This window comes from Leucobacter fengyongliangi (assembly GCF_052386045.1).
Window position 1 is genome coordinate 1,083,766 of sequence record NZ_CM126356.1, and the last position, 22,994, is coordinate 1,106,759.

Here is a 22,994-nt window from a genome sequence, read left to right on the forward strand (position 1 = left end):
CAATGTGCACTGACCGACCGGCAAAGGGGAGCTGAATGGCCACACGCACCATTGGCCTGGACATTTCTGCCCGGCGACTTCTTGCCGCGGAAGTGAGTGGGAGTATTGGCCGTCACCCGACGCTGCACCGTGTGCACGCGGTCGAACTGCCCGAGGGAGCGGCAAGAGACTCCGAGGTTATCGACGTACCGGCCGTCTCGAACGCGCTGAAGCAGCTGTGGCGCGAAGGCGGCTTTAGGAGCAAGCGTGTGGTACTCGGAGTGGGGAACCAGCGTGTGCTTGTGCGTGACCACACGGTGCCCCTGATGCCGCTGCCGCAACTGCAGCAGGCCCTTCCCTATCAGGTGGCCGATCTTCTTCCGGTGCCCGTGACCGAGACGATTCTCGACTTCTATCCCGTCGCTGAAGTCGAGGGCAGCGATCCGCCGCAGGTGCAAGGGCTGCTTGTCGCCGCCATCAAAGACAGCGTCGAAACCAATGTGGCCACGCTTGAAGACGCAGGGCTCCGGGCCGCGGGCGTAGACCTCTCGCCATTCGGGATGCTTCGGGCGCTGATGCCCGGCGGGCAGCTGAACGGCTGCCACACCGTGGTGTACCTTGGCGCGCGCACCACCTTCATCGTGGTCGCGGTAGACGGCACCCCACGCTTTGTGCGCATCGTACCCGCGGGCGGAGAGACGGTCACCGACGCGGTGGAGGATCTCACCGGGTTGGAGCGTGAAGAGGCTGACGCTCTGAAGATGACCATCGGCATCGACCAGGGCGCCGATCCGCAATATCGCGAGACAGCCGACGCGATGCTCGCAGCCCTCCGCAGCATCTTCGGGTCTATCCGCAGCACGAACAGCTACTACCTCAGCAACCTCGGGGGGCAACCCATCGAAAGCCTGATCGTGATGGGTGCCGAGACCCTCGTGCCAGGCTTTGTTCGCGCGGTCGGTGAATACGTCGATCTGCCGGTCACAGTCGGCACGCCCCGGGTGGGCGTGCGCGTCGACAAGAGCCTCGACCCCGAGACCTTCGCCAGGTACGAACAAGAACTCGCGATTCCCATCGGTCTGGGTTTGAGGAAGGGGTAGCCCATGGCAATGAAACGAAGCCCCATTGAGTTTGGTCGCAGCCCCAGAGTCAACCTCCTGCCCGAAAAACAGCGCGCCGAGCAGCGGCACGAGCAGACGCTTCCGAAACTGTTGCTCGCGCTCGTTGCGAGCGGTGTCGTGGCCGGCCTCATTTTCGCCGCGGGCACGATTCCCGTGACCCTCGCGAATCAGGAACTTGCCGCAGTGGAAGCTGAATCGCAGTCGTTGAATGGCGAGATCGCGAGCTTCGGTAAGGCGCAGGAGATGCTGTCCGCAGTGGGCGGCCGGTCATCCGATCGCCTGGTGATCACCGAAACCGAGGTGCTCTTCATGGAGCTACGCGATCAAGTGCTCGGCAGTGTCCCCGAGGGCTCGAGCATCGTGAAGTTCGCGGCGGCCCTGCCCGGCGGCGAGGCAGACGCGGCGGTTGCTGAGGCCTGCGCGGCGACCGGATCGTCTCTCGATCTCACGCTGGCGACCCCCGGCGAGGGCGGCCTGAGTGCCGCCGCAGCATTCCTCGAGCGCGCCAGCAAGCTCGACGGCTTCGTCTGCGGGCTCGTGATCGGCAATACGTTACTCAGTGCGGGGGACACGACCTCCTCTGAAACCCAACTTCGTCTCGTCTTCGACGACACGGTGCGGGCCGGTCGCTTCGTTGAGGAGGAAGCTCAGTGAGTGCAAAAACCCGACTCTGGGTGCTGATCACCGGCGTGCTGTGCGCATTCGTGGTGCTGTACGGCGTGGTCGCCGGCCTGTTGCCACAGTTGACCGCGGCATCGACCACGAGATCACTCGCCGATAACACTGCACTGACCGTCGAGACACAGCGAGCGCAGCTCGCGATCCTGCAGCAGGCCGACGCAGACTCCGAAGAGCTTCTCGCCGAACTGGCGGAGCTCGAGATCGCGATTCCTGTGTCCACGGATTGGCCGGTGTTCCTTCGAGAACTCGCAAATATCCAAGGCCAGTCCGGCGCGCTCTTGTCGGAGTTCTTGGTGGGCGAATCGATTCTTCCCGAACCCGCTGCGGCCGAAGCAACGCCCGCAGACCCCGCAGCGACAGCGGAGGCCGCTCCGGCGGATCCCGCAGTTGCTGAAGGCGCCGCGGGAGCCTCCGCCGCCGCGACCGGACTCGTCGAGATCCCCATCACCGTCACGGTCACCGGCACGGCAGATCAGGTCGCACAGTTCTTCCGTCTGCTTCAGACTGGGGATCGCCTGGTGTTCGCACAATCCGTCGACATTGACAGCACGGGTGAGACGACGAACGGTACGCTGCTCGGGTCACTCTTCGTGGTGCCCGAGTGATCCGTGCCGTGCCCCTCGCAGCTGAGCAAGTTGCTTCTATAGACTGAACTGCATGGCCGACACTCAGCTAGACCACCGGCTCACGCCCTTCAGGGCATTTCTCTTCGACCTCGACGGGGTGGTGACCCCGACCGTCACGCTGCACATGCAGGCGTGGCGCGAGACGTTCAACCAGTATTTCGCGGGCCGCGGGCTTGAGCCGTTTCGTGATGAGGAGTACTACACCTCCCTCGACGGGCGGCCGCGTTTCGACGGCGTAGCCACGGTGCTCTTCTCTCGCGGCATCGAACTCGCCGCGGGCACGCCCGCCGACGACGACTTCTTCAGCATTTGGGGCATCGGCAACCGAAAGAACCGCGTCTTCGCCGACCTGCTCGCGAGTGACGGGATTGACCCCTACCCGGGCACGATCAGCCTGCTCGATGAGCTGGCGCAACTTGACGCGCAGATCGGCCTCGTGTCGAGCTCACGCAACGCCGAGGCGGTGCTCGCCGCCGCCGGCGTGCGCGATCGCTTCGAAGTGGTGGTCGACGGGCTCGTGGCCGCCGCCGACGGGCTGCCCGGTAAGCCGAACCCAGACACATACGTTGCCGCAGCCGAGCGGCTCGGTGCGGCACCCGCCGAATCCGTCGTATTTGAAGATGCCGAGTCGGGCGTTGCCGCCGGCCGTGCCGGGGGCTTCGGTCTCGTCGTGGGTGTCGACCGGGGGGCCGGCGCAGACGCGCTGCTCGCCGCGGGCGCAGACCTCGTGGTCGCAGACCTAGATGAGTTGGTGCGATGAGCCTCAGGCCCGACCCCTTCGGTGCGCGAGTCGAAGAGCTTCGTCGCGACTTTGGCGACGACCCCTGGCGGCTCACCGTTCACGGCACGAGTCGCGAAAGCGCCGCGGTCGACGAGACCCTCTTCGCGCTCGGCAACGGCTACCTTGGCATGCGCGGCAACCACGAAGAGGGCACCCCGCTGGGCAGCCACGGCACCTTCATCAACGGCCTGCACGAGACCTGGCAGATCCAGCACGCCGAGGGTGCGTACGGATTCGCCGAGCAGGGCCAGACCATCGTGAACGTGCCCGACGCGAAGACGACCCGCATCTATGTCGACGACGAGCGACTCAATCTCGACACCTCCGAGATACTCGACACCCACCGCACCCTCGACCTGCGCGCCGGTACGCTCACCCGCACGCTGCTCTGGCGCAGCCCCACCGGCAAGCGCGTGCGCGTCGAAACGCGCCGACTCGTGTCGCTCGCCTCGCGTCACCTGGCGACGCTCGAGATGCGCGTCACCTTGCTCGACGCCGATGCCGACGTGTCGGTGAGTAGCCTGATCCTCAACCGCCAAGACCTGGGCCGCGTGCGCACCGAAGAGGCCGACGGGGTTGGCGGTGAGCTGCCCGCGGGGGATCCCCGTCAAGCCGAGGTCATGCGCGATCGAGTGCTCGATCCCGGCCCGATGGTGCGCGACGGACAGCGCAGCATGCTCAGCTACCGGGTGCACAACTCGGGCATGGCGGTCGCGGTGGGGGTGGATCACGACTTCGACTCCGGTCTCGGCGACCTGGCCGAGAACGGGTGGAGCTTCCAAGTCGACGGCACGGCCGACCGGCTGCGGCACGTCTACCAGGGCGTGGCGCGTGCCGGGCGCACGATCCGCCTGCAAAAAACCATCGTGTACCACGCCTCCGCGAAGGCGACCCAGAGTGAGCTCATCGATCGCTGCGTGCAGTCTCTTGATCGCCTGCAGGCGGAGCCGCCCGAGCGTCGGTGGTCGGAGCAACGCCGCGTGCTCACCGAATTCTGGAACCGCGCCGATGTCGAGGTCGACGCCGAGCCCGGGGTGCAGCAGGCGATCCGCTGGAACCTGTTTCAGCTCGCGCAGGCCACCGCGCGCGCCGACGGCCTCGGGATTCCCGCGAAGGGGGTCACCGGCTCGGGATACAGCGGCCACTACTTCTGGGATTCCGAGATCTACGTGCTGCCGTTCCTCACGTACACGAGCCCGGAGTGGGCGAGAAACGCGATCCGCTCACGTCACCGCATGCTGCCAAAAGCCAGGCACCGCGCGGCGACCATGAACGAGGAAGGCGCGTTGTTTCCCTGGCGCACCATCAACGGCGAGGAGGCCAGCGCTTACTACGCCGCTGGCACCGCGCAGTACCACATCAACGCCGACATCACCTACGCGCTGGCGCGCTACGTGAGCGCGACGAGCGACCTCGAGGTGATGCTGCTCGGGGGCAGCGACATCGCGGTCGAGACCGCCCGCATGTGGGCAAGCCTTGGCTTCTGGCGCACCGACCTCGACGGCACGCACAACTTCCATATTCACGGCGTCACCGGGCCCGACGAATACACGACGGTGGTCAACGACAACCTCTTCACTAACGTGATGGCGCGCTTCAACCTGCGGTTCGCCGCCGAGGTGGTTCGCACTCTCGCCGAGGAAGCGCCGCGCGAACACGCGCAGTTGGTGGATCGGCTGCAGTTGCAGCCCGAGGAGGTGCGCGCGTGGGAACGCGCCGCCGACGGCATGTGCGTGCCGTACTCGGACGAGTTGCGGGTGCACCCGCAAGACGCGCACTTTCTCGAGCGCGAGGTGTGGGATCTCGAGGCCACCCCGCCCGAGCAGAAGCCGCTGCTGCTGCACTTTCACCCGCTCGTGATCTACCGCTTCCAGGTGCTCAAGCAGGCCGATGTGGTGCTGGCCATGCTGCTCGCCAGCGACGAGTTCACCACCGATGAGAAGCGTCGCAACTTCGAGTACTACGACGCGCTCACCACGGGCGATTCAACACTCTCTGCCGTCGTGCAGTCGATCATCGCCGCCGAGGTGGGGTATCAAGACCTCGCCTACTCCTACTTCGATCAGGCGCTTCGCGTCGATCTCGACGACCTACACGGCAACGCCGGCGACGGGGTGCATATTGCCTCCACCGGCGGCGTGTGGATGGCGCTCGTGCACGGTTTCGCCGGCATGCGAGATGTGGGCCGCAAGCTCGAGTTCGATCCGCGACTGCCTGACCACTGGGGCGGCCTGCGCTTCAAGCTCGCCTGGCGCGGGCAGGTACTCGGGGTCGAGCTCGCCCCCGCGCGCATCAGCTTCACGCTGCTCGACGGAGACCAACCCCTGCGGGTGCAGGTGCGAGGCGAAGAAGTGGTTGTCGAGCCGGGGGAGCCGCGGCACGTGCAGCTGGATAGCCAGGGCCCGATTCTCGGGCGTTTCCCGGGGCTCTCCGCGGCCATGCTTCCCCGCGAGTCGGAGCCCGGCGCCGTCGCAAACCTCACCTCGGAGATCCCCACTGTGACCTCCGAGATCCCGACTCGCCCGCCGCAGCCGTAAGCTTCCGGCTCGCACGATGGGCCTAGGATAGAGGGTATTCTCGGCCATTCTCGAGCTCTCGAAAGGCAGACGACATGACCTATGTGATCGCGCTTCCCTGCGTTGATGTGAAAGATCGCGCCTGCGTCGACGAGTGCCCGGTCGACTGCATCTACGAGGGTGAGCGTTCGCTCTACATTCACCCCGATGAGTGTGTCGACTGCGGTGCCTGCGAACCGGTGTGCCCGGTTGAGGCCATCTATTACGAAGACGATCTGCCGAGCGAGTGGTCTGACTACTACAAGGCGAATGTCGAGTTCTTCGACGAGATTGGCTCGCCCGGCGGCGCGGCAAAAGTCGGCATCTACAACTTCGACCACCCCATCATCGCGGCGCTCCCGCCGCAGGGGGAGTAGCGTGCGCGGGCCCCTGCCCGACTACCCCTGGGATGCGATGGCGCCCTACGCCGAGCGGGCCGCGGCCCATTCCGGCGGGGCACTGAATCTGTCGATTGGCTCCCCAGTGGATCCGTCGCCCGTCTCCGTGCGGGAGGCGCTGGCCGCTGCAACCGATGCGCACGCCTACCCGGCGACCGCCGGCACCCCGCGCCTGCGCGAGGCGATCGCCGAGTGGTACCTGCGTCGACGGGGCGTCACGGTCGCCCCGAGCGCCGTGTTGCCGACGGTGGGTTCGAAAGAGCTCGTGGCGCTGCTGCCGTTTCTGCTTGGCCTCGGTGCGGGCGAGGCCGTCGCGTTTCCTCGCATCGCGTATCCCTCATACGCGATGGGTGCGGCGCTCGTGGGCGCTGACGCGGTTGCGGCTGACGATCCTGCCGAGTGGCCCGCGCACACCCGCCTGGTGTGGCTGAACTCTCCGAGCAATCCCGACGGTCGGGTGCTGAGCATTGAGGACCTGCGCTCAGCCGTCGTCCGCGCCCGCGAGCTCGGTGCCGTCATCGTCGGCGACGAGTGCTACGCCGAGTTCGGGTGGGATGCGCCCTGGGCGAGTGAGCCCATTCCGTCGCTGCTCGATCCGCGCGTCGTGGGCGACGACCACCGCGGGGTGCTCGCTATCTACTCGCTGAGTAAGCAGTCAAACCTCGCCGGGTATCGGGCAGCGTTCCTGGCAGGCGACCCGCAGCTGGTGGATCAGCTCCTCACCGTGCGCAAGCACGCCGGCCTCATGTTGCCCGCCCCCGTGCAGGCTGCCATGGTCGCGGCGCTCGGCGACGAGACGCATGTTGACACCCAGCGCGAGCTGTACCGTGCGCGCCGAGCCGTGCTGCGCCCGGCGCTCGAGGCCGCGGGCTATGCGGTCGAGGGCAGCGAAGCCGGGTTGTATTTGTGGGTAACCCGCGGGGTCGACGCCTGGCAGAGCGTGGCAGAATTCGCCGAGCTCGGCATTATCGTGGGGCCTGGCCCGTTCTATGGTGACTATTCTCCGAATCACGTGCGCCTCGCGCTCACCGCGAGCGACGCCGACATCGCCGAGGCCGCGCGTCGCATCGCCGCCGGGCGCTAGACGTTTTAGCGACCCGAGACCGGGCGATCCGCTGTTGCGCGAAACGCATAGAAATTGCGCATTTGTTTCGATATCGAGATAGTCTGAGGGTCGAGAAACCTAAAAACTCGCCGAAAGATTGCCGTGAAACGGCTAAGCTTGGAGAGTGCTGTGCTCTATATCAGGCGCGCTGCACCCACACCGACCCCACGAGGAGACGACGTGACTGAATCGACTCAGGGCCAAAGCCTTGGTACCGCGAAGCTCACTGTGAATGGCCGCGAGGCGGAGTTCCCGGTGCTCACCGCGGCCGATGGCAACTCTGCCATTGACGTCAGCACGCTGACCAAGCAGACCGGGCTCACCGCACTCGACTACGGGTTCGTGAATACGGCATCCACCAAGTCGGCTATTACCTTCATCGATGGCGAAGAAGGCATCCTGCGCTACCGTGGGTACCCGATCGAGCAGTTGGCAGCCGGGTCCACCTTCCTCGAGGTTGCCTACCTGCTGATCTATGGCGAATTGCCCACGGCAAACGAGCTGGCCGCGTTCGATGGTGAGATCCGCCGCCACACCCTGCTGCACGAAGACATGCGTTACTACTTCGAGGGCGTGCCGCACACCGCACACCCGATGGCCGTGCTGTCTGGCGGGTTGCAGACCATGTCGACCTACTACGAGAACTCGCTCGACACCGCGGTGCCCGAGTTCGTCGAGGTGAACACGATTCGCCTGCTCGCGAAGCTGCCCGTGCTCGCAGCCTACGCCCACAAGAAGTCGATTGGGCAGGCCTTCCTGTACCCCGACAACAACCTGAGCTTTGTCGAAAACTTCCTGCGCCTGAACTTCGGCAACCGTGCCGAGAAGTACGAGATGAATCCGGTGCTCGTCGACGCGCTCGACAAGCTCCTCATTCTGCATGCCGACCACGAGCAGAACGCGTCGACGTCGACCGTGCGCCTCGTCGGCTCGACCGGGGCGAACATGTTCTCCTCGATCTCGGCCGGCATTAACGCGCTGTCGGGCCCGCTGCACGGCGGCGCCAACGAGGCGGTGCTTGACATGCTCGCGCAGATCCGCGATTCGGGTCAGAGCGTGCAGTCGTTCGTTGAGCGCGTGAAGAACAAGGAAGCTGGCGTGAAGCTCATGGGCTTCGGTCACCGCGTGTACAAGAACTACGATCCGCGTGCGCGCATCGTGAAGGAGAGCGCCGGAAAGGTGCTCGCCGAACTCGGAGTGAATGATCCGCTGCTGGCCCTCGCGCAGGAGCTCGAGCAGATCGCTCTCGAAGACGACTACTTCAAGGAGCGCAAGCTCTACCCGAACGTCGACTTCTACACCGGCGTGATCTACAAGGCGATGGGCTTCCCTACCCGCATGTTCACGGTGCTGTTCGCGATCGGTCGTCTCCCCGGGTGGATCGCGCAGTGGCGCGAGGCGCACGAAGACGCGCAGACGAAGATCGGCCGCCCGCAGCAGCTGTACATCGGCAGCCGCGAGCGCAACCTCGACCGCTAGACGCTCCGGGGGCCGCGGCCAGCTGTGCTGCCCACGGCATCGGAAGAACGGGTGGGAACCTCTGCTGCATCAACAGTTGGTCCAGGATCACAGGTGGGAAACTAGCCAACCAGCGATCAATAGAAGTTGGTCACCTTCGCTTCCACTCAGGTGACCACTGGAACACGCAACCGATCTTTCTCACGGCAAGTGCAGGCGGTAGCCTGCACGCGGCAGCTCTCGCACACTGACCCCGGTCGCGGTTCAGTGCCTCAACCGGCAGAATGACCTCCAACCGGCGGATCTCGCTCCAAACAGCCGGTTGAAGGTCATTCTGCAGGATGGGGGTGGGGCGGATTGCCCCGCCTACGCGTGCAGCGCGGCGTTGAGCACGATGCCGTGGCCGGTGCGCGGCAGGGCCTCAACGGCCCCCGTCATCGAGTTGCGGCGGAACAAGAGGTTTGGCACCCCCGAAAGCTCGTTCGCCTTCGTGTCCACCGGCTCGCCAGCAGACTCGACGGTGCCGTGCGGCAGTCGCACCTTGGTGCCCGCCGTTACGTACAGCCCGGCCTCCACCACGGTGTCGTCACCGATCGAGATACCGATGCCCGAGTTCGCGCCGAGCAGCGCGCGCTCGCCCACACGCACGCGCTCGGTTCCGCCGCCCGACAGGGTGCCCATGATTGAGGCACCGCCACCGATGTCCGATCCATCTCCCACAATCACGCCCTGTGAGATGCGACCCTCCACCATCGAGGCGCCGAGGGTACCCGCGTTGAAGTTCACGAACCCCTCGTGCATGACGGTGGTGCCGGGGGCGAGGTGTGCGCCGAGGCGCACGCGAGACGTGTCGGCGATCCGCACACCCTTCGGCACGAGGTAATCGGTGAGCCTGGGGAACTTATCGAGTCCCACCGCAGTGATACCGGCCCGCTTCAGCACCGGCAGTCGCCGCGCATAGTCGGCGGGCAGCATGGGCCCGGCCGTCGTCCACGCCACGTTCGGGAGCGCCCCAAAAATGCCGTCGAGGTTGATGGTGTTCGGCTGCACCAGGCAGTGCGAGAGCAGCTGCAGACGCAGGTACGCGTCCTCGGTGCTCGCGGGGGCCGCGTCGAGATCGATCTCGAGATTGACGAACCGCAGCTCGACACCGCGCGTTTCGTCGCGACCGGCGAGCTCCTCGAGGTCGGTGGGTGCGATCAGTGGATCGCGATCCGCCGGGCGACGCCCAAGCTCAGGGGCGGGAAACCAGGCATCGAGCGTGGTGCCGTCGGAAGCGATGGTGGCGAGGCCTGCGGCCCAGGCGAAGCGCGATTCAGTCATGCCTCTAGGGTAGTAGGGTGAGCAACTCCCCAGAAACTCTCGACCTTGATCCCGCGGCCGGTCCGGTCGAACTGACCCGGCAGCTGTGCAACATTGCATCTGTCTCGGGCGACGAGCGGCGCATCGCCGACGCGGTTGAGCGCCTGCTGCAGGGTGCCCAGCACCTCCACGTCACCCGCGATGGCGACACCCTGATCGCCCGCACTGAGCTGGGGCGAGCGCGCCGCGTCGTGATCGCCGGCCACCTCGACACGGTGCCCATCAACGACAACCTCCCGGTGCGCGACGAGGTCGACCCGGCAACCGGCGAACCCGTGATCTGGGGGCGTGGCACGGTCGACATGAAGGCCGGGGTCGCGGTGCAACTCGCGCTGGCGCTCGAGCTTGCCGAGCCAACGGCCGACCTGACCTGGGTGTGGTATGACCACGAGGAGGTCGAAAGCGATCTGAATGGGCTGGGCCGCGCGCTCGCCCACGCACCGCACCTGTTCGCCGCCGACTTTGCAATTCTCGGCGAGCCCACGAGCGGCACCATCGAGGGCGGCTGCAACGGCACGCTGCGGGCGCGGGTTACCTTGCAGGGTACGCGCGCGCACTCGGCGCGCAGTTGGATGGGCGTGAACGCGATCCACCGAGCCTCGGAACTGCTCGGCAAGCTCGCGCGCTTCGAAGCGGAGATAATCACCGTCGACGGCCTCGACTACCGCGAGGGCCTGAACGCCGTGCGTGTTTCGGGTGGGGTTGCGGGCAACGTGATTCCCGACCGCTGCGATATCGAGGTGAACTATCGCTTCGCACCGAGCCGGTCGAGCGACGAGGCGGTCGCCTTCGTGCGTGCGTTCTTCGCCGATGCCGACGAGGTTGAGATCGTGGATCTCGCGCCCGGGGCGCGCCCCGGCCTCGATGCTCCGCTCGCGCAGAGCCTCGTGCGCGCGGTCGGTGCTCAGCCCACCGCGAAGGTCGGGTGGACGGATGTCTCGCGCTTCTCTGCGCTCGGAATACCCGCGGTGAACTTTGGCCCGGGGGATCCACTGCTTGCGCACGCCGACGACGAACGGGTGTCGACCTCGCAGATTGAACTCACGTTTCAGGCGCTCCGAACCTGGCTCACCGGTGAATTGTGACAAGAGTGGGCACTGAGGGTTTCCCTCGTCTATCTCTCAACCGATACAATTGAGACACCGACGCACAAGCAAGGAGATGCAATGGCGGCAATGAAACCGAGGACCGGCGACGGCCCGATGGAAGCGGTTCGAGAAAGTCGTGTAATCGTAGTTCGGGTTCCGCTTGAGGGCGGCGGCCGTTTGGTTGTTTCTGTCAATGATGCAGAGGCCAAGGAGTTGCGCGACGTGCTTTCTGCTGTCGTCGACGGCTAAATAACAAGATCCAAATATGAACGAAACCCCTGCCCGGTGGGCGGGGGTTTCGTGATTCCGTGAGGCTCTGTGAGCATTCAGAACGCGGTCACACCTCGATGCGCGTGAGCATCAGCAACCCGTCACCCGCAGGCGAAAGCACCGGGGCGATAGCGGGCGACTCAGCGACGGTCGTGAGGAGGTCGCGCATATTCTGGGTCACCTCGTCGCGAGCGGCGGGATCGGTCACGCGGCCGTGGGCGAAGGCATTCGGCACCAAGACGGTGCCCCCGGGGCGTACGATCTGTAGTGCATGCTCGAAGCAGTCGAGCAGATTGGCCGCGTCTGCGTCGACGAGCACCAGGTCGTACGAGCCGAGATTCAAGCGGGGGAGCACCTGCAGCGCATCGCCCTGAATCAGGCGCAGGTGGGCTGAGGGCACCCCGGCTTCAGCGAACACGGTGCGGGCCTGGCGCAGATGCTCGGCCTCGATCTCGATTGAGGTGAGGGTTGCCTCGGGAACGAACCGCAGCAGCGACAGGCCGCTCAACCCCACTCCCGTGCCCACCTCACAAATGGCGCGCGCGCGGGTCGTCGCGGCCAGGCCCGAGAGCTGGGCGGCCACCGCACGACTCACCGGCTCGACACCGATCTCGAGCGACAGCCGACGGGCGCGTACCTGAGCCTCAGACTCAGTGGGGTACTGCTCGGCGTACTGCCAATTGCGTTCGAGCCGGCTCAAGGTTCCTCCGTGATGATGTGTTCGTCGTGCGAATGCCTCTACGTTACCGCCCGCGTTGGCGCCTGGGATGGCGGCGCGCGGCCGAGTCGGATCGGGTGGGCCCGCTGCACTACTATGGCTTCATGGGCTTGACGATCGACAAGATCCTGGTGATCCTCGTGATCGCCATGTTCGTGTTGGGTCCAGAGCGCTTGCCCATGTACGCGAAGAAACTTGGAGAGCTGGTACGCAGTGTCAAGCGCATGGCCGACGGCGCGAAGGATCGACTTCGCGACGAGATGGGCCCCGAGTTTGACGAGGTCGATTGGAAGCAACTCGACCCGCGCCAGTATGACCCGAGACGCATCATTCGTGACGCGCTGCTCGAAGACCAGAAGGAAGCTCAGACCGAGGCCAGGCGCAGCCGTGCCGCGCAGGCGAGCCAGACACGTCGAATCGGCGGCGGCCCCGTCGCGGCTGCGTCAGACGTTACGGGCGCAGTCGCTGCCAGCGGCCTTTCTCAGGACAACCCGGGTGGTCCCCTCAACTTCGACGAGGAAGCTACGTGACCGGTAGCGCCATGCTCGATCCCGAAACACTGGCGAACGAGTCCATTTCGCGTGTGCTCGAAGAGAACGCCTCTCTGCAGCGCACCCTGGATGATCTGGGTTCCGCAGTCGATGCACACTCGATCGTTGCCATCACGGATCGTCGCGGCGTGATCCTTGAGGCGAACAGCAAGTTCGTCGAGCTGTCGAAATACACCCGCGAAGAGCTGATCGGAGCGCCGCAGAACATCGTGAACTCGGGCCACCACCCGCGTGAGTTCTGGAAAGAGATGTGGGCGACCATCGGCCGCGGAAAGGTATGGCAGCGCGAGCTGTGCAACCGTGCGAAAGACGGCAGCGAGTATTGGGTTGCCACCACGATTGTGCCGATGCTCGACCAGCGGGGCAAGCCCGAACGCTACATCGCGCTTCGCACTGACACGACCAAGCTCCACGCGGCCAGTAGACGTATGCGTGATCTGGCATACCGCGATCCACTGACAGGGCTCTTGAACCGCACCGCCATGCTTGAACGCCTGAACGAATGCACAGCGGGGAGTTCGACGGGGTACCGGGCATTCGTCACGGTGGCGCTCGAAGATCTCGGGGTGTTGAACGACGCGTTCGGATACCCGGAGGGTGATCGGCTGCTGCTGCACACCGCAGAGCGTTTAATTGGCATGCAGCCGCGACCCGCCGAGGTCGCGCGCATCGACAACGCGGGGTTTGCGCTGATGTTCGATCAGCTGGGCGAGGACCGAGAAGAGGCCGAAGCGCAGGCGATGATCCTCGCAGAACAGGTCGTGTTCGAGGTGGGCACCACGATTCGACTCGATCTCGGCTTCTCGCTGGAGCCCGCGGTGCGAGTGGGTTTTGCCCTGTGCGGCGGTGGTGAAAACCGAAGCGGCGCGGAGGTATACCAGCAGGCAGAAATTGCGCGGCGACGTGTTTCGATGTCGCGCGGCACGCATCAGCCCAGCAAGTTTGAGCCCGAGATGGTGGAGGAGATCCGCGATCGAACCAAACTGCTGCTCGAGCTCCGTCACGCCGTCGCACACGATGAGTTGCGACTGTATCTGCAACCCATCGTTGATATTGCAGGAACGGTCGAGGCGTACGAAGGCCTGGTGCGCTGGCAGCACCCCGAGCGAGGCCTCGTGCCGCCTTGCGAGTTCATTCCGCTGGCCGAGCAATCGGGGCTGATCGTTGATCTGGGCACGTGGGTGCTGCATGAGGCGTGCCGGATACTTGGCGAGTGGGCACAAGACGAGGCGAGGAAGCACCTCACGCTGTCGGTGAACGTGAGCGAGCGACAGCTCAACCCACGAAACTTTCCCGATTCCGTGCGCGCAGCGCTTGCCCGGCACGGCGCGCCGGCGGATCGACTCAAGGTCGAGGTGACCGAGAGCCTGATGCACGACGACATTGAGCGCTCGATTCAGGTGCTCGATGAGCTGCGCGAGACCGGGGTGCAGGTTGCCCTCGACGACTTCGGCACCGGGCACTCGTCGCTGAGCTACCTGGTTCGGCTGCCGGTCGATCAGTTGAAGATCGACCGTTCATTCGTGCTGCCCATCACCGAAGACAGCACCGGCGCGGCAATCGTGCAGGCGATCGTTGATCTTGCCCACGTGATGCAACTGAAGGTTGTGGTCGAGGGGGTCGAGTCGCGCGAGCAGTTTCTCTTGCTGCGCGAACTCGGCGTCGACTCGTTTCAGGGGTACCTGTTCGGTCGGCCCGCGCCGCTTGCTCAGATCTCTTAAGACAGCGGATCAGCGCGCGTCGCGCACCGAGACGCCCAGGGGCTTGCCCGCGAGCCCGCGGCCCTGCGCGGCGAGCACCCCGGCGATGCGGTTGAGCTCGCGCGCGGCGGGGTCGTGCGGCAGCTCGAGCACAGCCGGCTGACCGGCATCTCCGGAGGCGCGAAACTCGGCGCTGAGCGGGATGCTCCCGAGCAGCGGTACCACTCCGTGTTCGTCGGAACTCAGGCGGTCGGCAACGAGCTTACCCCCGCCGGTACCAAACAGATCGAGCACCGTGCCGTCTGGCTGCGCGAGGCCCGCCATGTTCTCGATCACGCCGCTCACCCGTTGCCCCGTCTGCCTCGCGACGAGTGCGCTGCGCACCGCAACGTCTGCCGCAGCCTCCTGCGGGGTGGTGACGACGAGCACCTCGGCCTGCGGCAGCAGCTGGCCCACGCTGATCGCCACGTCTCCGGTGCCGGGCGGGAGATCGAGCAGCAGCACGTCGAGGTCGCCAAACCACACATCGCAAAGAAACTGCTCAATCGTGCGGTGCAGCATCGGACCTCGCCACGACACGGCCGTCTGCCGGGGGTCGGAATCGCCCAGGAACATTCCGATCGAGATGACCTTCACCCCGTGAGCTACGGGAGGCAGGATGAGATCGTCGACGCGGGTCGGCTGCTCCACCCGCCCGTCGTGGCTGAGGCCCATCAGCGACGGAATAGAGAAGCCAAACACATCAGCATCAATGAGACCGACGGAAAGACCGCGCGCTGCGAGCGCGGTTGCGAGTGAGACCGTGACCGACGACTTTCCCACGCCTCCCTTGCCGCTCGTCACGGCGATCACTCGGGTGAGTGAGGTCGGGCCAAACTGCGACACGCGCTGGGCGCGTGCGCCACGCACCCGATCGGTGAACTCCGCGCGCGCAGCGGGTGACATCACATCGACGTCGATGTGCGCGCCCGTCACGCCAGGAGCGGAGAGGGTCGCTGCGCGAGTGTCGGCCTCGATGCGTTGCGCGGCCGGGCAGCCGGAAATCGTGAGCGAGACACCGACGGAGGCGACACCCGCGTCGTCCACGGAGACCCCGCGCACCATGCCGAGGTCAGTGATAGGACGGAGGATTTCCGGGTCCCGCACGGTGTCGAGCGCGCGCCACACCGCCTGCTCGGTGACACTGGCCGACGAGCGATCAGCGAAGTCGATCATCGATCCCTGTGCCGGGCTCGGTCTCGGAGGCATCTTCGGCGTCATTCTTCGCCGAGATGTCGTGGGTGTGCTCTCGGAAACCCGCAGCGATTTCTGCGTCCTGCTCTGCATGCGCAGGACGCTCGGCCGCCTGTTCTTGGCGATCGATCTCGCGCTCCAGCTCGAGGTCGGCCAGGAGTGCCCTGAGCTCAGCGCGCACGAAGTCGCGGTCGGGAAGGTCGCGGAGCGCGATCCGCAACGCAACAACCTCGCGCGCGAGGAACTCGGTGTCGGCGAGGGCGCGTTCGGCGCGCTGCCTGTCCTGTTCGATCTGCACCCGATCCCGGTCATCTTGCCGGTTCTGCGCGAGCAGGATCATCGGGGCAGCGTAGGACGCCTGCAGCGAGAGAATGAGCGTGAGCGCGGTGAAACCGAGTGCTGCCGAGTCGAAGCGCCACGGCTCGGGCGACATCGTGTTCCAGGCGAGCCATGCCAATGCGAACACGGTGAGGCCGAGCAGGAACCATGGGGTGCCCATACCGCGGGCGATGCCCTCGGTCCAGCGGCCGAAGCGTTCGTTGCCGCCCCCGTCGCCACGGCGAAACAGGCCAAAGCGACGTTCGGTGCGGCTGGTCGGGCTGGTGGGGGAGTCGAGGGCCGGCTGGCGCTTCGCCGGAGTCATCGGTGGGCTCCGGGCAGCGGTGTCTCGTCGACCGCGTGGCGCCAGTCGTCGGGGAGGAGATGATCGAGGACATCGTCGACGGTCACGACACCCACCAGTCGCTGTTGATCGTCAATGACGGGCAGCGCGACCAGGTCGTAGCTGGCGAGGCGCCGCGCGACCTCGGCGGCACTCGCGTGCACGGACACTGCCTCGATCTCCGTATCGACGAGCGCCGACATGCGCTCGTGCGGCGGGTAACGCAGCATGCGCTGGAAGTGGGCCATGCCGACGTACTCGCCGGTGGGGGTCTCATACGGGGGAAGAGTGACATAGACAGCGGAAGCCATCGCGGCCGGAATCTCGGTCCGGCGGATCATCGCCAAACCCTCGGCGACACTCGACTCCGCAGAGAGCACAATTGGCGACGGGCTCATCAGGCCACCGGCGGTGTCGGAATGATACTTCAGAAGTCGCCGCACGTCTTTCGCTTCCTCGGGCTCCATCAGTTCCAGGAGTTCCTCGCCCTGTGCTGCGGGGAGTGCTGCGATCAGGTCGGCTGCGTCGTCGGGCTCCATTTCGTCAAGTACGTCGGCAGCGCGGTGGTTTGAGACCTGTCCGAGGATCGCAAGTTGGTCGGTCTCGGTCATTTCCTCGAGTGCGTCGGCGACGAGATTGTCAGGCAATTCGGTCACAACTTCGATCATGCGCGCGTTCGGGAGCTCAAGGAGTGCCTCAGCAAGGTCGGCCGGCTTCAGATCCACCAGGGTCTGAATCAGGGACTCCGCGGACTGGGCATTCGCCGATTCCGTCGGGAGTCGAACGTCGGCCCAGCGCACGATGCGGGAATCGCCACGCGCAAAGGGCGCCGCGGGCTTAGGTAGTCGCACGAATACCTCGGAAACGATCCACTCGCCCGAGCGCGTGCGATCGATCGCGGCATCTTCAATCGTGGCGACGCCTGTGACATCTGTCAGGTGCACCTCACGGCCCATCATCTCGGCGATCATGCGCGTCTCGCCCAGTCGCTGCTCGAATCTGCGCACATTGATGAGTCCGGTGGCGATGATTTGTCCCGCACCGATCGATGTGATGCGCCCGATCGGCACGAATACGCGACGTTTGCCCGGGATCTCGACGATGAGCCCCACGACCCGGGGGGCCGCGGCGGCGCGGTAGACCACGAGGACATCACGAACCTTGCCGATGCGGTCGCCGACTGGGTCGAATACGCCGCGGCCGGCGAGTCGACGCACGAAAATTCGCGAACTGCTCACAGGTCAAGACTAGCTGGGTTGCCCGGCCGACTCACTGGGCTAGACCCCCGCGTGCCGAAGTTGTTTTCGTGTGCTGCTTCCAAATGGAACGAAGTAGGGGAGCGTATGTTCGCTTTGTAGGGTGCTCAATGAGAGCAAGGGATGCTTTTTGGGCCCAAACGGGCCTTGGGGGGTCGTGCATGTCGGTGGCGCCTGGTTGACTGTACATATGTTCGAAAACGATCTCGCTCGCGGGCCGGCTGGCCTGGCTGACCCGGCATTTGTCGGTGCTGGTGCTGCTGCTGTTGGTGCTGTGGGCGTTGCGGGCATGGCGGCTTCGCTCGGCGGTAGTGCATCCGCGTCTCGGGTGAGGTTTATTTCTGCAGATGCCGGCTGTGGATCAGGTGGATCGGGTGGTGCCGGTGTCGCGGGTGAGGCGCCTATTGAAGGTATGGGTACGGGTGCGGGCCGCGGTGGGCGCGGAAAAGCTGGCGGGTCTGGTCTGATCCACGATTACGATCTGGCGTTGCTCGCCGGGTATCGCGACGATTGGGTTGCGGCGACGAAGCGCAAGGCCGAGGCGGAGGCTGATCAGGCGCGGGCCCTCGCGAAGATCGTGGCACTCTCGCAGCATGTGCGCGAGGAGGTGGTGCCAGCTCCTTCGGATCCGCACGATGTGGTGTTGCGGTCGTTCGTGGCGGAGTGCGCGACTCGGGTGCATGTGAGTGACCGTGCGGTGCTTGAGCAGTGCTCGCAGGCGTGGAATCTTGCTACCCGGTTTCCGGGTGTGTTGACGGCGTTGGGGGTGGGGCAGGTCACCACGGCGCATGTGCGCGCGATCACGGCTGCGGGGGCGCAGCTGCCGGGCGGTGACGAGGGTGCCACGGTGCGGGCCGGGTTCGAGGCGCGGGCGTTGGAGCTTGCGGGGGCGCTCACGCCAGGTCGACTGCGCACGAAACTTCGTCAGGTCGCGGAGACACTCAACCCGGTGGCGCTTGAGGAGCGGCATGAGGCGGCGGTGGCGTGTCGTCGGGTGTGGGTGCGGGAGCTTGAAGACGGGATGGCGGAGGTCGGGGCGGAGGTCTCCGCGGTGCTGGCGTATGGCATCTTCGATCGTCTCTCGCAGGGCGCACGCGCCACGAAACGGGCGATCGGTGCGACGGGGGCCGCGGATCCTGATGTGGATGTGCGGGGTATGGATCAGCTTCGCGCCGATATCTTCGCTGATTTGCTGCTGACGGGTGTGACCGGGAACCCGTGCGAAAACGATGCGGAGAGGTGTGCTGGCCTTGCCGATGCTGCCGATGCTGCCTACGTTGCCGGAGATGCTGGTGTCGGGGGAGCGGGCCGCGCATGGCGGGCCCCAACGCACCGGAGCGGGATCCGCGGCATCACTCCAACGATCACCTTGCTGCTGCCGACCGGTGAGCGTGCTGAGCACGCGACCCTTGCCGGGTACGGGCCGATCGACGCGGTCACCGCCAGGCAGCTCTCCGCGACCGCGCCGGGTTGGAACCGGGTCGGTCTTGATGATGACGGCGGGGTCATATCGACCGATCGGTATCGGATCACGGAAGCGATGCGGCGCACGCTCGAGGCCCGCGATCAGCACTGCCGGTTCCCGGGGTGCCGGATGCCGACCCACTTCTGCGACGTTGACCACACGGTGGAGTGGATGAACGGCGGGGCGACTACCCTCGGGAATGCTTCATTTCTTTGCCGCCGCCACCACGCGCTCAAACACCCTGATCTGATGGACACGGCACGGTGGTCCGTGCGACAAGAGACTGGTGGCACCCTGATCTGGACGAGTCCGCTCGGGGTGGATCACGCCGATCTCCCCGAATATCATTACGCTGGGCGCGCTTCGCCACCGCCACCGCCATCCCCGGCGCCATCCTCGGCGCCCCAGCCAGGCCAGGGGAGACCTGCGCCACCTGAGCGTTCCGAAGCACCGCCCGGTCGATGACCGAGCAAGGCTGATGAGAGTCAGTTCTTAGGTGATTACTTGATTCAACTGTCCTGCTCTGGAATATTGGGCAAGCGTGGGAGAATCGCGGCATGAGCAATTCAAGCCCCGGCGCAATGCGCCGCCTCCCGCAAATGCCCGAGCTGCCCAAGGGCGAGGTTATTTCAACCTACGATCACTATGCAGATGCCATGCACGCCGTCGATCGCCTCGCGCGCGCGAACTTTCCCGTGAACGAAGTCTCCATTCTCGGAAACGATGTCTGCAGTGTGGAGCGGGTTACCGGAAAGCTCACCTACGGCCGCGTTGCACTCATGGGGGCTCTCTCGGGCGCGTACCTGGGTCTCTTTCTCGGGCTATTGCTCTTCATATTCCAGCCCGATAATGCGGCGATATTCGGTGTATTTCTCTCGGCGATAGCAATTGGTGCCGGTTTTGGAATGCTGTTCGGTGTTCTCTCTTATGCTATGAATCGAAACAGAAGAGACTTTTCCTCAGTTATGCAATTTGTTGCTACGAGGTATGATCTCATTGCTTCTCCCTCTTTGGTGCAGCAGGCAAGAGAAATACTGGCGAAAAGCAACGATTAGTGCGCGGCCTCATATTTTTCGAGGAGTGCGGCTGGAATCCGGCCCCGGTCAGACACGTCCATGCCGTTCGCACGCAACCAGGTGCGCACTGACGTGAGATCCCTGCCAGAGGCAGCACCGGTGCGAGGTACCGCGCGTGATGAGGCACGAGTAGGACTCCCGACCTTTCGTGAGACCGCGAGATAGCCCGACAATGCCGCGCGCATTTCATCGGCGTGCTCATCGGTGAGATCAATCTCATAGTTCACACCCTCAAAAGCGAACTTCACGGTGCGGCCTGCGCCAGGAACAATCTCAGTGCCGTCGAGATCGTCGACGAGGATTTCTGTAATTCGCTTTGCCATGAGACACCCTGTATTTCATTCATTTGCGCGAATGTCGCGATATGTATCTGAATTGCCCCATCAGGTAATGAGTTGGATACATAGATTACGAATGAGTATAAGGGAACTCGGAATTCACGCGGGGATTCACCGAATCATTCCTCCTGATACGCAGAAGTGTATTTACTCTCCGGGTGTGCGACGTGAGCGAACCCATTCCTCGACGGCCTCGGGAGTGCGGGGAATCGCTGCAGAAAGATTGATGCAGCCGTCTTCGGTGACAAGAATGTCGTCTTCGATGCGCACCCCAATGCCGCGATACTCGGCGGGGGCAGTGAGATCGTCGGGCTGGAAGTAGAGCCCGGGCTCGATCGTGAACACCATTCCCGCCTCCACGATCCCGTCAAGGTACATTTCTCGCCGCGCCTGCGCGCAGTCGTGCACGTCAAGTCCCAGGTGGTGGCTCGTGCCGTGCACCATGTAGCGGCGGTGATAGGGGGTGGTGTCGTTTGTCGCGGCTGCGGGCAGCAATCCCCACTCGCGGGTCTTTCGCTCGATCACGCGCATCGCAGCATCGTGCACATCACCAAAGCGGATCCCGGGCCGCACGATGGCTCGCGCCGCGTCTGCCGCCTCGAGCACCGCTTCGTACACCCGGCGCTGCACCTCGGTGAAGGTGCCCGAGATCGGCACCGTGCGCGTAATGTCAGCGGTGTAGAGGCTGTCCATCTCCACCCCGGCATCGAGCAGCAGCAGCTCGCCGTCGCGCACCTCGCCATCGTTGCGCACCCAGTGCAGGGTGCACGCGTGGTCGCCTGCCGCCGCGATCGTCTCGTACCCGACGGTGTTGCCCTCAAGTCTTGCGCGCTGGTTGAACACGCCCTCGACGACGCGCTCACCGCGGGGCGCCTGCGCGGCCCTGCCGAGGGCGCTGAGCACGTCATCAAAGCCGCGGGCGGTCGCGTCGACGGCCGATCGCAGCTCGCTCACCTCGAACTCATCTTTCACGAGCCGCATCTCGGAAGTCACGCGCGCCAGCTCCGCGTCAGCCAGTGTTCGATCATGGTCGGTGTCGACGAAGGTATCGAGCGGTGCGGTTGCGATGCCAAGGTCGGCCGCGACCTGGGCGAGCGAGGGGCGGTTCCCGATCCAGAACTCTCCGATCTCGGAGTTCGCGAAGAACTCGTCGGTGTCGCGGCCGGCGCTCTCGCGGAAGTACAGCGTGGCGGTGTGGGTCTGCGCCGATCCGCCATCTGATGCAGCCTCAGCCACCGGGTCGAGCACGAGGATCGCGCGGGGCTCGGCATCGCTGCCCCAGCCCGTGAGGTGAGCGAACGCGCTGTGGGCCCGAAACTGGTAGAACGTGTCGTTTGAGCGCTGCTTCATGACGCCCGCCTTGATCACGAGCCGCTCACCGACGAACTGGGTTCCCAGGGCAGCACGTCGCCGCGCGGCAAACCCTGCCGCCGGGCGCTCGGTGGGAAGCTGCTCGTTACGCTCGGCCCAGCCAGACATGACGTAGGCGAGAAATCCCTCCCCGCCCGGGGTCGTGCTCCGGCTGCTGTTGTCGATCTCTGCCTCGTGAGTGGCTGCCTCGTGCGTGGTTGCCTCGTGCGTGGCTGCCTCGGTCTCGCTGTGCGTCATGCCTTCCATCTTCCCACTGGTCGCTGAAGTGGCACCCAGAGACAATACGATGGGGGAATGAGCACACGGTTGCGGGCTGACGGGATTTCGTCGCAGCCCATGCGTTTCGACCTCCACACGCACTCCGTGCACTCCGACGGCACGACGACCCCGACCGAGATCTCGCACCTCGCGGCATCGCTCGGGCTTGGCGGTTTCGCCCTTACCGACCACGACACCACCGAGGGCTGGGAGGAGGGGCGCGTCGCGGCCAGCGCAGCGGGTCTCGGGTTTCTGCCCGGCATGGAGATCACCACGAAGCACGAGGGGCGATCCACTCACCTGTTGGCCTATGGGATCGACCCGAGCCATGACGATCTCACCGCCGCGCTCGCACGGGTGCGTGAGTCGCGGGTAGGGCGTGCGCGCGAGATGGTGCGCCGTCTCGCCGCGGATTTCGACATCGTCTGGGAATCGGTGAACGCAGAGGGGTCAGTGCGAACCGTGGGGCGACCCCACATTGCCGACGCGCTCGTGGACGCGGGATACTTCGCAGATCGCTCGGCAGCCTTCGCCGATGTGCTGCACCCGGGATCGGCATACTACCTACCCACCTACGCGATTGACACGGTCGAAGCGATTCGACTGGTGCGCGATGCCGGAGGGGTCGCCGTGCTCGCGCACCCGGCCGCGGGCCGTCACCGCCGGGCGGTCGACCCGTCGGCACTCGAGATTCTGGTCGAGGCAGGGCTCTGGGGTATCGAGCTCGACCACCCCGAGAATCGACGCGAGTGGATCCCGGTGCTTGCCGACTTCGCCGATGCGCATGGGCTGCACGTCACCGGGGCGAGCGACTATCACGGCGCGGGGAAGCCGAACCTGCTGGGCGAACACACGAGCCCGGCAGCGATCTGGGACGCGATTCGCGCCCAGGTCGCTGTGCCGCACTAGCCGACCCGGTTCGGTTCAGTCCGCTCTGCCGCAA

22 protein-coding genes are annotated in these 22,994 nt (G+C 65.2%); 15 read left to right on the plus strand and 7 right to left on the minus strand.

What is annotated here, in order from left to right:
• Positions 1–35 precede the first annotated feature (35 nt).
• From pilM to ACTNFK_RS05145, 8 genes are all read left to right on the plus strand, one after another.
• Positions 36–1,079 (plus strand): type IV pilus assembly protein PilM, encoded by a 1,044-nt coding sequence (gene pilM, locus ACTNFK_RS05110; RefSeq protein WP_435936319.1) that lies wholly within the window; start codon positions 36–38, stop codon positions 1,077–1,079.
• 3 nt (positions 1,080–1,082) lie between these two features.
• Entirely contained in the window at positions 1,083–1,754 is a 672-nt protein-coding gene (locus ACTNFK_RS05115) for a PilN family protein (protein ID WP_435936320.1), read from the plus strand.
• Positions 1,751–2,386, plus strand: coding sequence for a hypothetical protein (locus ACTNFK_RS05120; RefSeq protein ID WP_435936321.1), 636 nt, complete (start codon positions 1,751–1,753; stop codon positions 2,384–2,386). The genes ACTNFK_RS05115 and ACTNFK_RS05120 overlap by 4 nt, the downstream gene beginning before the upstream one ends.
• 52 nt (positions 2,387–2,438) lie before the next feature.
• Positions 2,439–3,167 carry an HAD family hydrolase gene (locus ACTNFK_RS05125; protein ID WP_435936322.1) on the plus strand — a complete coding sequence of 243 codons (729 nt, stop codon included), beginning with the start codon at positions 2,439–2,441 and terminating at the stop codon, positions 3,165–3,167.
• On the plus strand, positions 3,164–5,725 hold the full coding sequence (locus ACTNFK_RS05130) for a glycoside hydrolase family 65 protein (protein ID WP_435936323.1): 2,562 nt from the start codon (positions 3,164–3,166) through the stop codon (positions 5,723–5,725). The genes ACTNFK_RS05125 and ACTNFK_RS05130 overlap by 4 nt, the downstream gene beginning before the upstream one ends.
• A 74-nt stretch (positions 5,726–5,799) precedes the next feature.
• Positions 5,800–6,120: a ferredoxin gene (fdxA, locus tag ACTNFK_RS05135; RefSeq protein ID WP_433647289.1), complete on the plus strand. Its 321-nt coding sequence runs from the start codon at positions 5,800–5,802 to the stop codon at positions 6,118–6,120.
• 37 nt (positions 6,121–6,157) lie between these two features.
• Positions 6,158–7,225 (plus strand): succinyldiaminopimelate transaminase, encoded by a 1,068-nt coding sequence (dapC, locus tag ACTNFK_RS05140; RefSeq protein WP_445117209.1) that lies wholly within the window; start codon positions 6,158–6,160, stop codon positions 7,223–7,225.
• A gap of 201 nt (positions 7,226–7,426) precedes the next feature.
• Positions 7,427–8,725, plus strand: coding sequence for a citrate synthase (locus ACTNFK_RS05145; RefSeq protein ID WP_435936325.1), 1,299 nt, complete (start codon positions 7,427–7,429; stop codon positions 8,723–8,725).
• Between the two features lie 345 nt (positions 8,726–9,070).
• Here the strand turns inward: ACTNFK_RS05145 and dapD are convergent, their stop codons facing one another.
• Complete coding sequence (gene dapD / locus ACTNFK_RS05150) at positions 9,071–10,027, minus strand: 2,3,4,5-tetrahydropyridine-2,6-dicarboxylate N-succinyltransferase (protein WP_435936326.1); 957 nt, start codon at positions 10,025–10,027, stop codon at positions 9,071–9,073.
• Positions 10,028–10,044: 17 nt separating this feature from the next.
• On the opposite strand from dapD, the gene dapE reads away from it, so the two are divergent.
• Positions 10,045–11,151, plus strand: coding sequence for a succinyl-diaminopimelate desuccinylase (gene dapE, locus ACTNFK_RS05155; RefSeq protein ID WP_435936327.1), 1,107 nt, complete (start codon positions 10,045–10,047; stop codon positions 11,149–11,151).
• A gap of 81 nt (positions 11,152–11,232) precedes the next feature.
• Positions 11,233–11,403, plus strand: a complete 171-nt coding sequence (locus ACTNFK_RS05160) for a DUF3117 domain-containing protein (RefSeq protein WP_433647283.1) — start codon at positions 11,233–11,235, stop codon at positions 11,401–11,403.
• A gap of 88 nt (positions 11,404–11,491) precedes the next feature.
• Here the strand turns inward: ACTNFK_RS05160 and ACTNFK_RS05165 are convergent, their stop codons facing one another.
• A complete protein-coding gene (locus ACTNFK_RS05165; protein ID WP_435936328.1) occupies positions 11,492–12,124 on the minus strand; it encodes an O-methyltransferase in 633 nt (210 codons plus the stop codon).
• Positions 12,125–12,246: 122 nt separating this feature from the next.
• Between ACTNFK_RS05165 and ACTNFK_RS05170 the strand changes: the two genes are divergently transcribed.
• A complete protein-coding gene (locus tag ACTNFK_RS05170; protein ID WP_433647314.1) occupies positions 12,247–12,672 on the plus strand; it encodes a twin-arginine translocase TatA/TatE family subunit in 426 nt (141 codons plus the stop codon).
• Positions 12,669–14,414, plus strand: coding sequence for a putative bifunctional diguanylate cyclase/phosphodiesterase (locus tag ACTNFK_RS05175; RefSeq protein WP_435936329.1), 1,746 nt, complete (start codon positions 12,669–12,671; stop codon positions 14,412–14,414). The genes ACTNFK_RS05170 and ACTNFK_RS05175 overlap by 4 nt, the downstream gene beginning before the upstream one ends.
• 9 nt (positions 14,415–14,423) lie before the next feature.
• Here ACTNFK_RS05175 and ACTNFK_RS05180 read toward each other — a convergent pair whose 3' ends face one another.
• From ACTNFK_RS05180 to ACTNFK_RS05190, 3 genes are read right to left on the minus strand one after another with little or no spacing between them, the layout of a single operon-like run.
• Complete coding sequence (locus tag ACTNFK_RS05180; RefSeq protein ID WP_435936330.1) at positions 14,424–15,608, minus strand: Mrp/NBP35 family ATP-binding protein; 1,185 nt, start codon at positions 15,606–15,608, stop codon at positions 14,424–14,426.
• Positions 15,592–16,269, minus strand: a complete 678-nt coding sequence (locus ACTNFK_RS05185) for a DUF1003 domain-containing protein (protein ID WP_435936331.1) — start codon at positions 16,267–16,269, stop codon at positions 15,592–15,594. Before ACTNFK_RS05185 ends, ACTNFK_RS05180 begins: the two co-directional genes overlap by 17 nt.
• Positions 16,266–17,525: a magnesium transporter MgtE N-terminal domain-containing protein gene (locus tag ACTNFK_RS05190; protein ID WP_435936332.1), complete on the minus strand. Its 1,260-nt coding sequence runs from the start codon at positions 17,523–17,525 to the stop codon at positions 16,266–16,268. The genes ACTNFK_RS05185 and ACTNFK_RS05190 overlap by 4 nt, the downstream gene beginning before the upstream one ends.
• Before the next feature lie 208 nt (positions 17,526–17,733).
• On the opposite strand from ACTNFK_RS05190, the gene ACTNFK_RS05195 reads away from it, so the two are divergent.
• Together ACTNFK_RS05195 and ACTNFK_RS05200 are read left to right on the plus strand one after the other, a co-directional pair.
• Positions 17,734–19,473: an HNH endonuclease signature motif containing protein gene (locus tag ACTNFK_RS05195; protein ID WP_435936333.1), complete on the plus strand. Its 1,740-nt coding sequence runs from the start codon at positions 17,734–17,736 to the stop codon at positions 19,471–19,473.
• 92 nt (positions 19,474–19,565) lie between these two features.
• On the plus strand, positions 19,566–20,063 hold the full coding sequence (locus ACTNFK_RS05200) for a YflT domain-containing protein (protein WP_435936334.1): 498 nt from the start codon (positions 19,566–19,568) through the stop codon (positions 20,061–20,063).
• Here ACTNFK_RS05200 and ACTNFK_RS05205 read toward each other — a convergent pair.
• Together ACTNFK_RS05205 and ACTNFK_RS05210 are read right to left on the minus strand one after the other, a co-directional pair.
• Positions 20,060–20,407, minus strand: coding sequence for a histone-like nucleoid-structuring protein Lsr2 (locus ACTNFK_RS05205; RefSeq protein WP_435936335.1), 348 nt, complete (start codon positions 20,405–20,407; stop codon positions 20,060–20,062). The genes ACTNFK_RS05200 and ACTNFK_RS05205 overlap by 4 nt on opposite strands.
• Before the next feature lie 162 nt (positions 20,408–20,569).
• Positions 20,570–22,039, minus strand: a complete 1,470-nt coding sequence (locus ACTNFK_RS05210; protein ID WP_435936336.1) for an aminopeptidase P family protein — start codon at positions 22,037–22,039, stop codon at positions 20,570–20,572.
• A gap of 48 nt (positions 22,040–22,087) precedes the next feature.
• Here ACTNFK_RS05210 and ACTNFK_RS05215 point away from each other — a divergent pair, with 48 nt between their 5' ends.
• Positions 22,088–22,960, plus strand: coding sequence for a PHP domain-containing protein (locus tag ACTNFK_RS05215; RefSeq protein ID WP_435936337.1), 873 nt, complete (start codon positions 22,088–22,090; stop codon positions 22,958–22,960).
• Positions 22,961–22,994 lie beyond the last annotated feature (34 nt).

Bases quoted from the DNA above. Each gene is read 5' to 3' on its own strand.
- pilM (WP_435936319.1), top strand. From the start codon at position 36: ATGGCCACACGCACCATTGGCCTGGACATTTCTGCCCGGCGACTTCTT.
- ACTNFK_RS05115 (WP_435936320.1), top strand. From the start codon at position 1,083: ATGGCAATGAAACGAAGCCCCATTGAGTTTGGTCGCAGCCCCAGAGTC.
- ACTNFK_RS05125 (WP_435936322.1), top strand. From the start codon at position 2,439: ATGGCCGACACTCAGCTAGACCACCGGCTCACGCCCTTCAGGGCATTT.
- ACTNFK_RS05130 (WP_435936323.1), top strand. From the start codon at position 3,164: ATGAGCCTCAGGCCCGACCCCTTCGGTGCGCGAGTCGAAGAGCTTCGT.
- fdxA (WP_433647289.1), top strand. From the start codon at position 5,800: ATGACCTATGTGATCGCGCTTCCCTGCGTTGATGTGAAAGATCGCGCC.
- dapC (WP_445117209.1), top strand. From the start codon at position 6,158: ATGGCGCCCTACGCCGAGCGGGCCGCGGCCCATTCCGGCGGGGCACTG.
- dapD (WP_435936326.1), bottom strand. From the start codon at position 10,027: ATGACTGAATCGCGCTTCGCCTGGGCCGCAGGCCTCGCCACCATCGCT.
- ACTNFK_RS05160 (WP_433647283.1), top strand. From the start codon at position 11,233: ATGGCGGCAATGAAACCGAGGACCGGCGACGGCCCGATGGAAGCGGTT.
- ACTNFK_RS05170 (WP_433647314.1), top strand. From the start codon at position 12,247: ATGGGCTTGACGATCGACAAGATCCTGGTGATCCTCGTGATCGCCATG.
- ACTNFK_RS05180 (WP_435936330.1), bottom strand. From the start codon at position 15,608: ATGATCGACTTCGCTGATCGCTCGTCGGCCAGTGTCACCGAGCAGGCG.
- ACTNFK_RS05185 (WP_435936331.1), bottom strand. From the start codon at position 16,269: ATGACTCCGGCGAAGCGCCAGCCGGCCCTCGACTCCCCCACCAGCCCG.
- ACTNFK_RS05195 (WP_435936333.1), top strand. From the start codon at position 17,734: ATGTTCGAAAACGATCTCGCTCGCGGGCCGGCTGGCCTGGCTGACCCG.
- ACTNFK_RS05200 (WP_435936334.1), top strand. From the start codon at position 19,566: ATGAGCAATTCAAGCCCCGGCGCAATGCGCCGCCTCCCGCAAATGCCC.
- ACTNFK_RS05205 (WP_435936335.1), bottom strand. From the start codon at position 20,407: ATGGCAAAGCGAATTACAGAAATCCTCGTCGACGATCTCGACGGCACT.
- ACTNFK_RS05210 (WP_435936336.1), bottom strand. From the start codon at position 22,039: ATGGAAGGCATGACGCACAGCGAGACCGAGGCAGCCACGCACGAGGCA.
- ACTNFK_RS05215 (WP_435936337.1), top strand. From the start codon at position 22,088: ATGAGCACACGGTTGCGGGCTGACGGGATTTCGTCGCAGCCCATGCGT.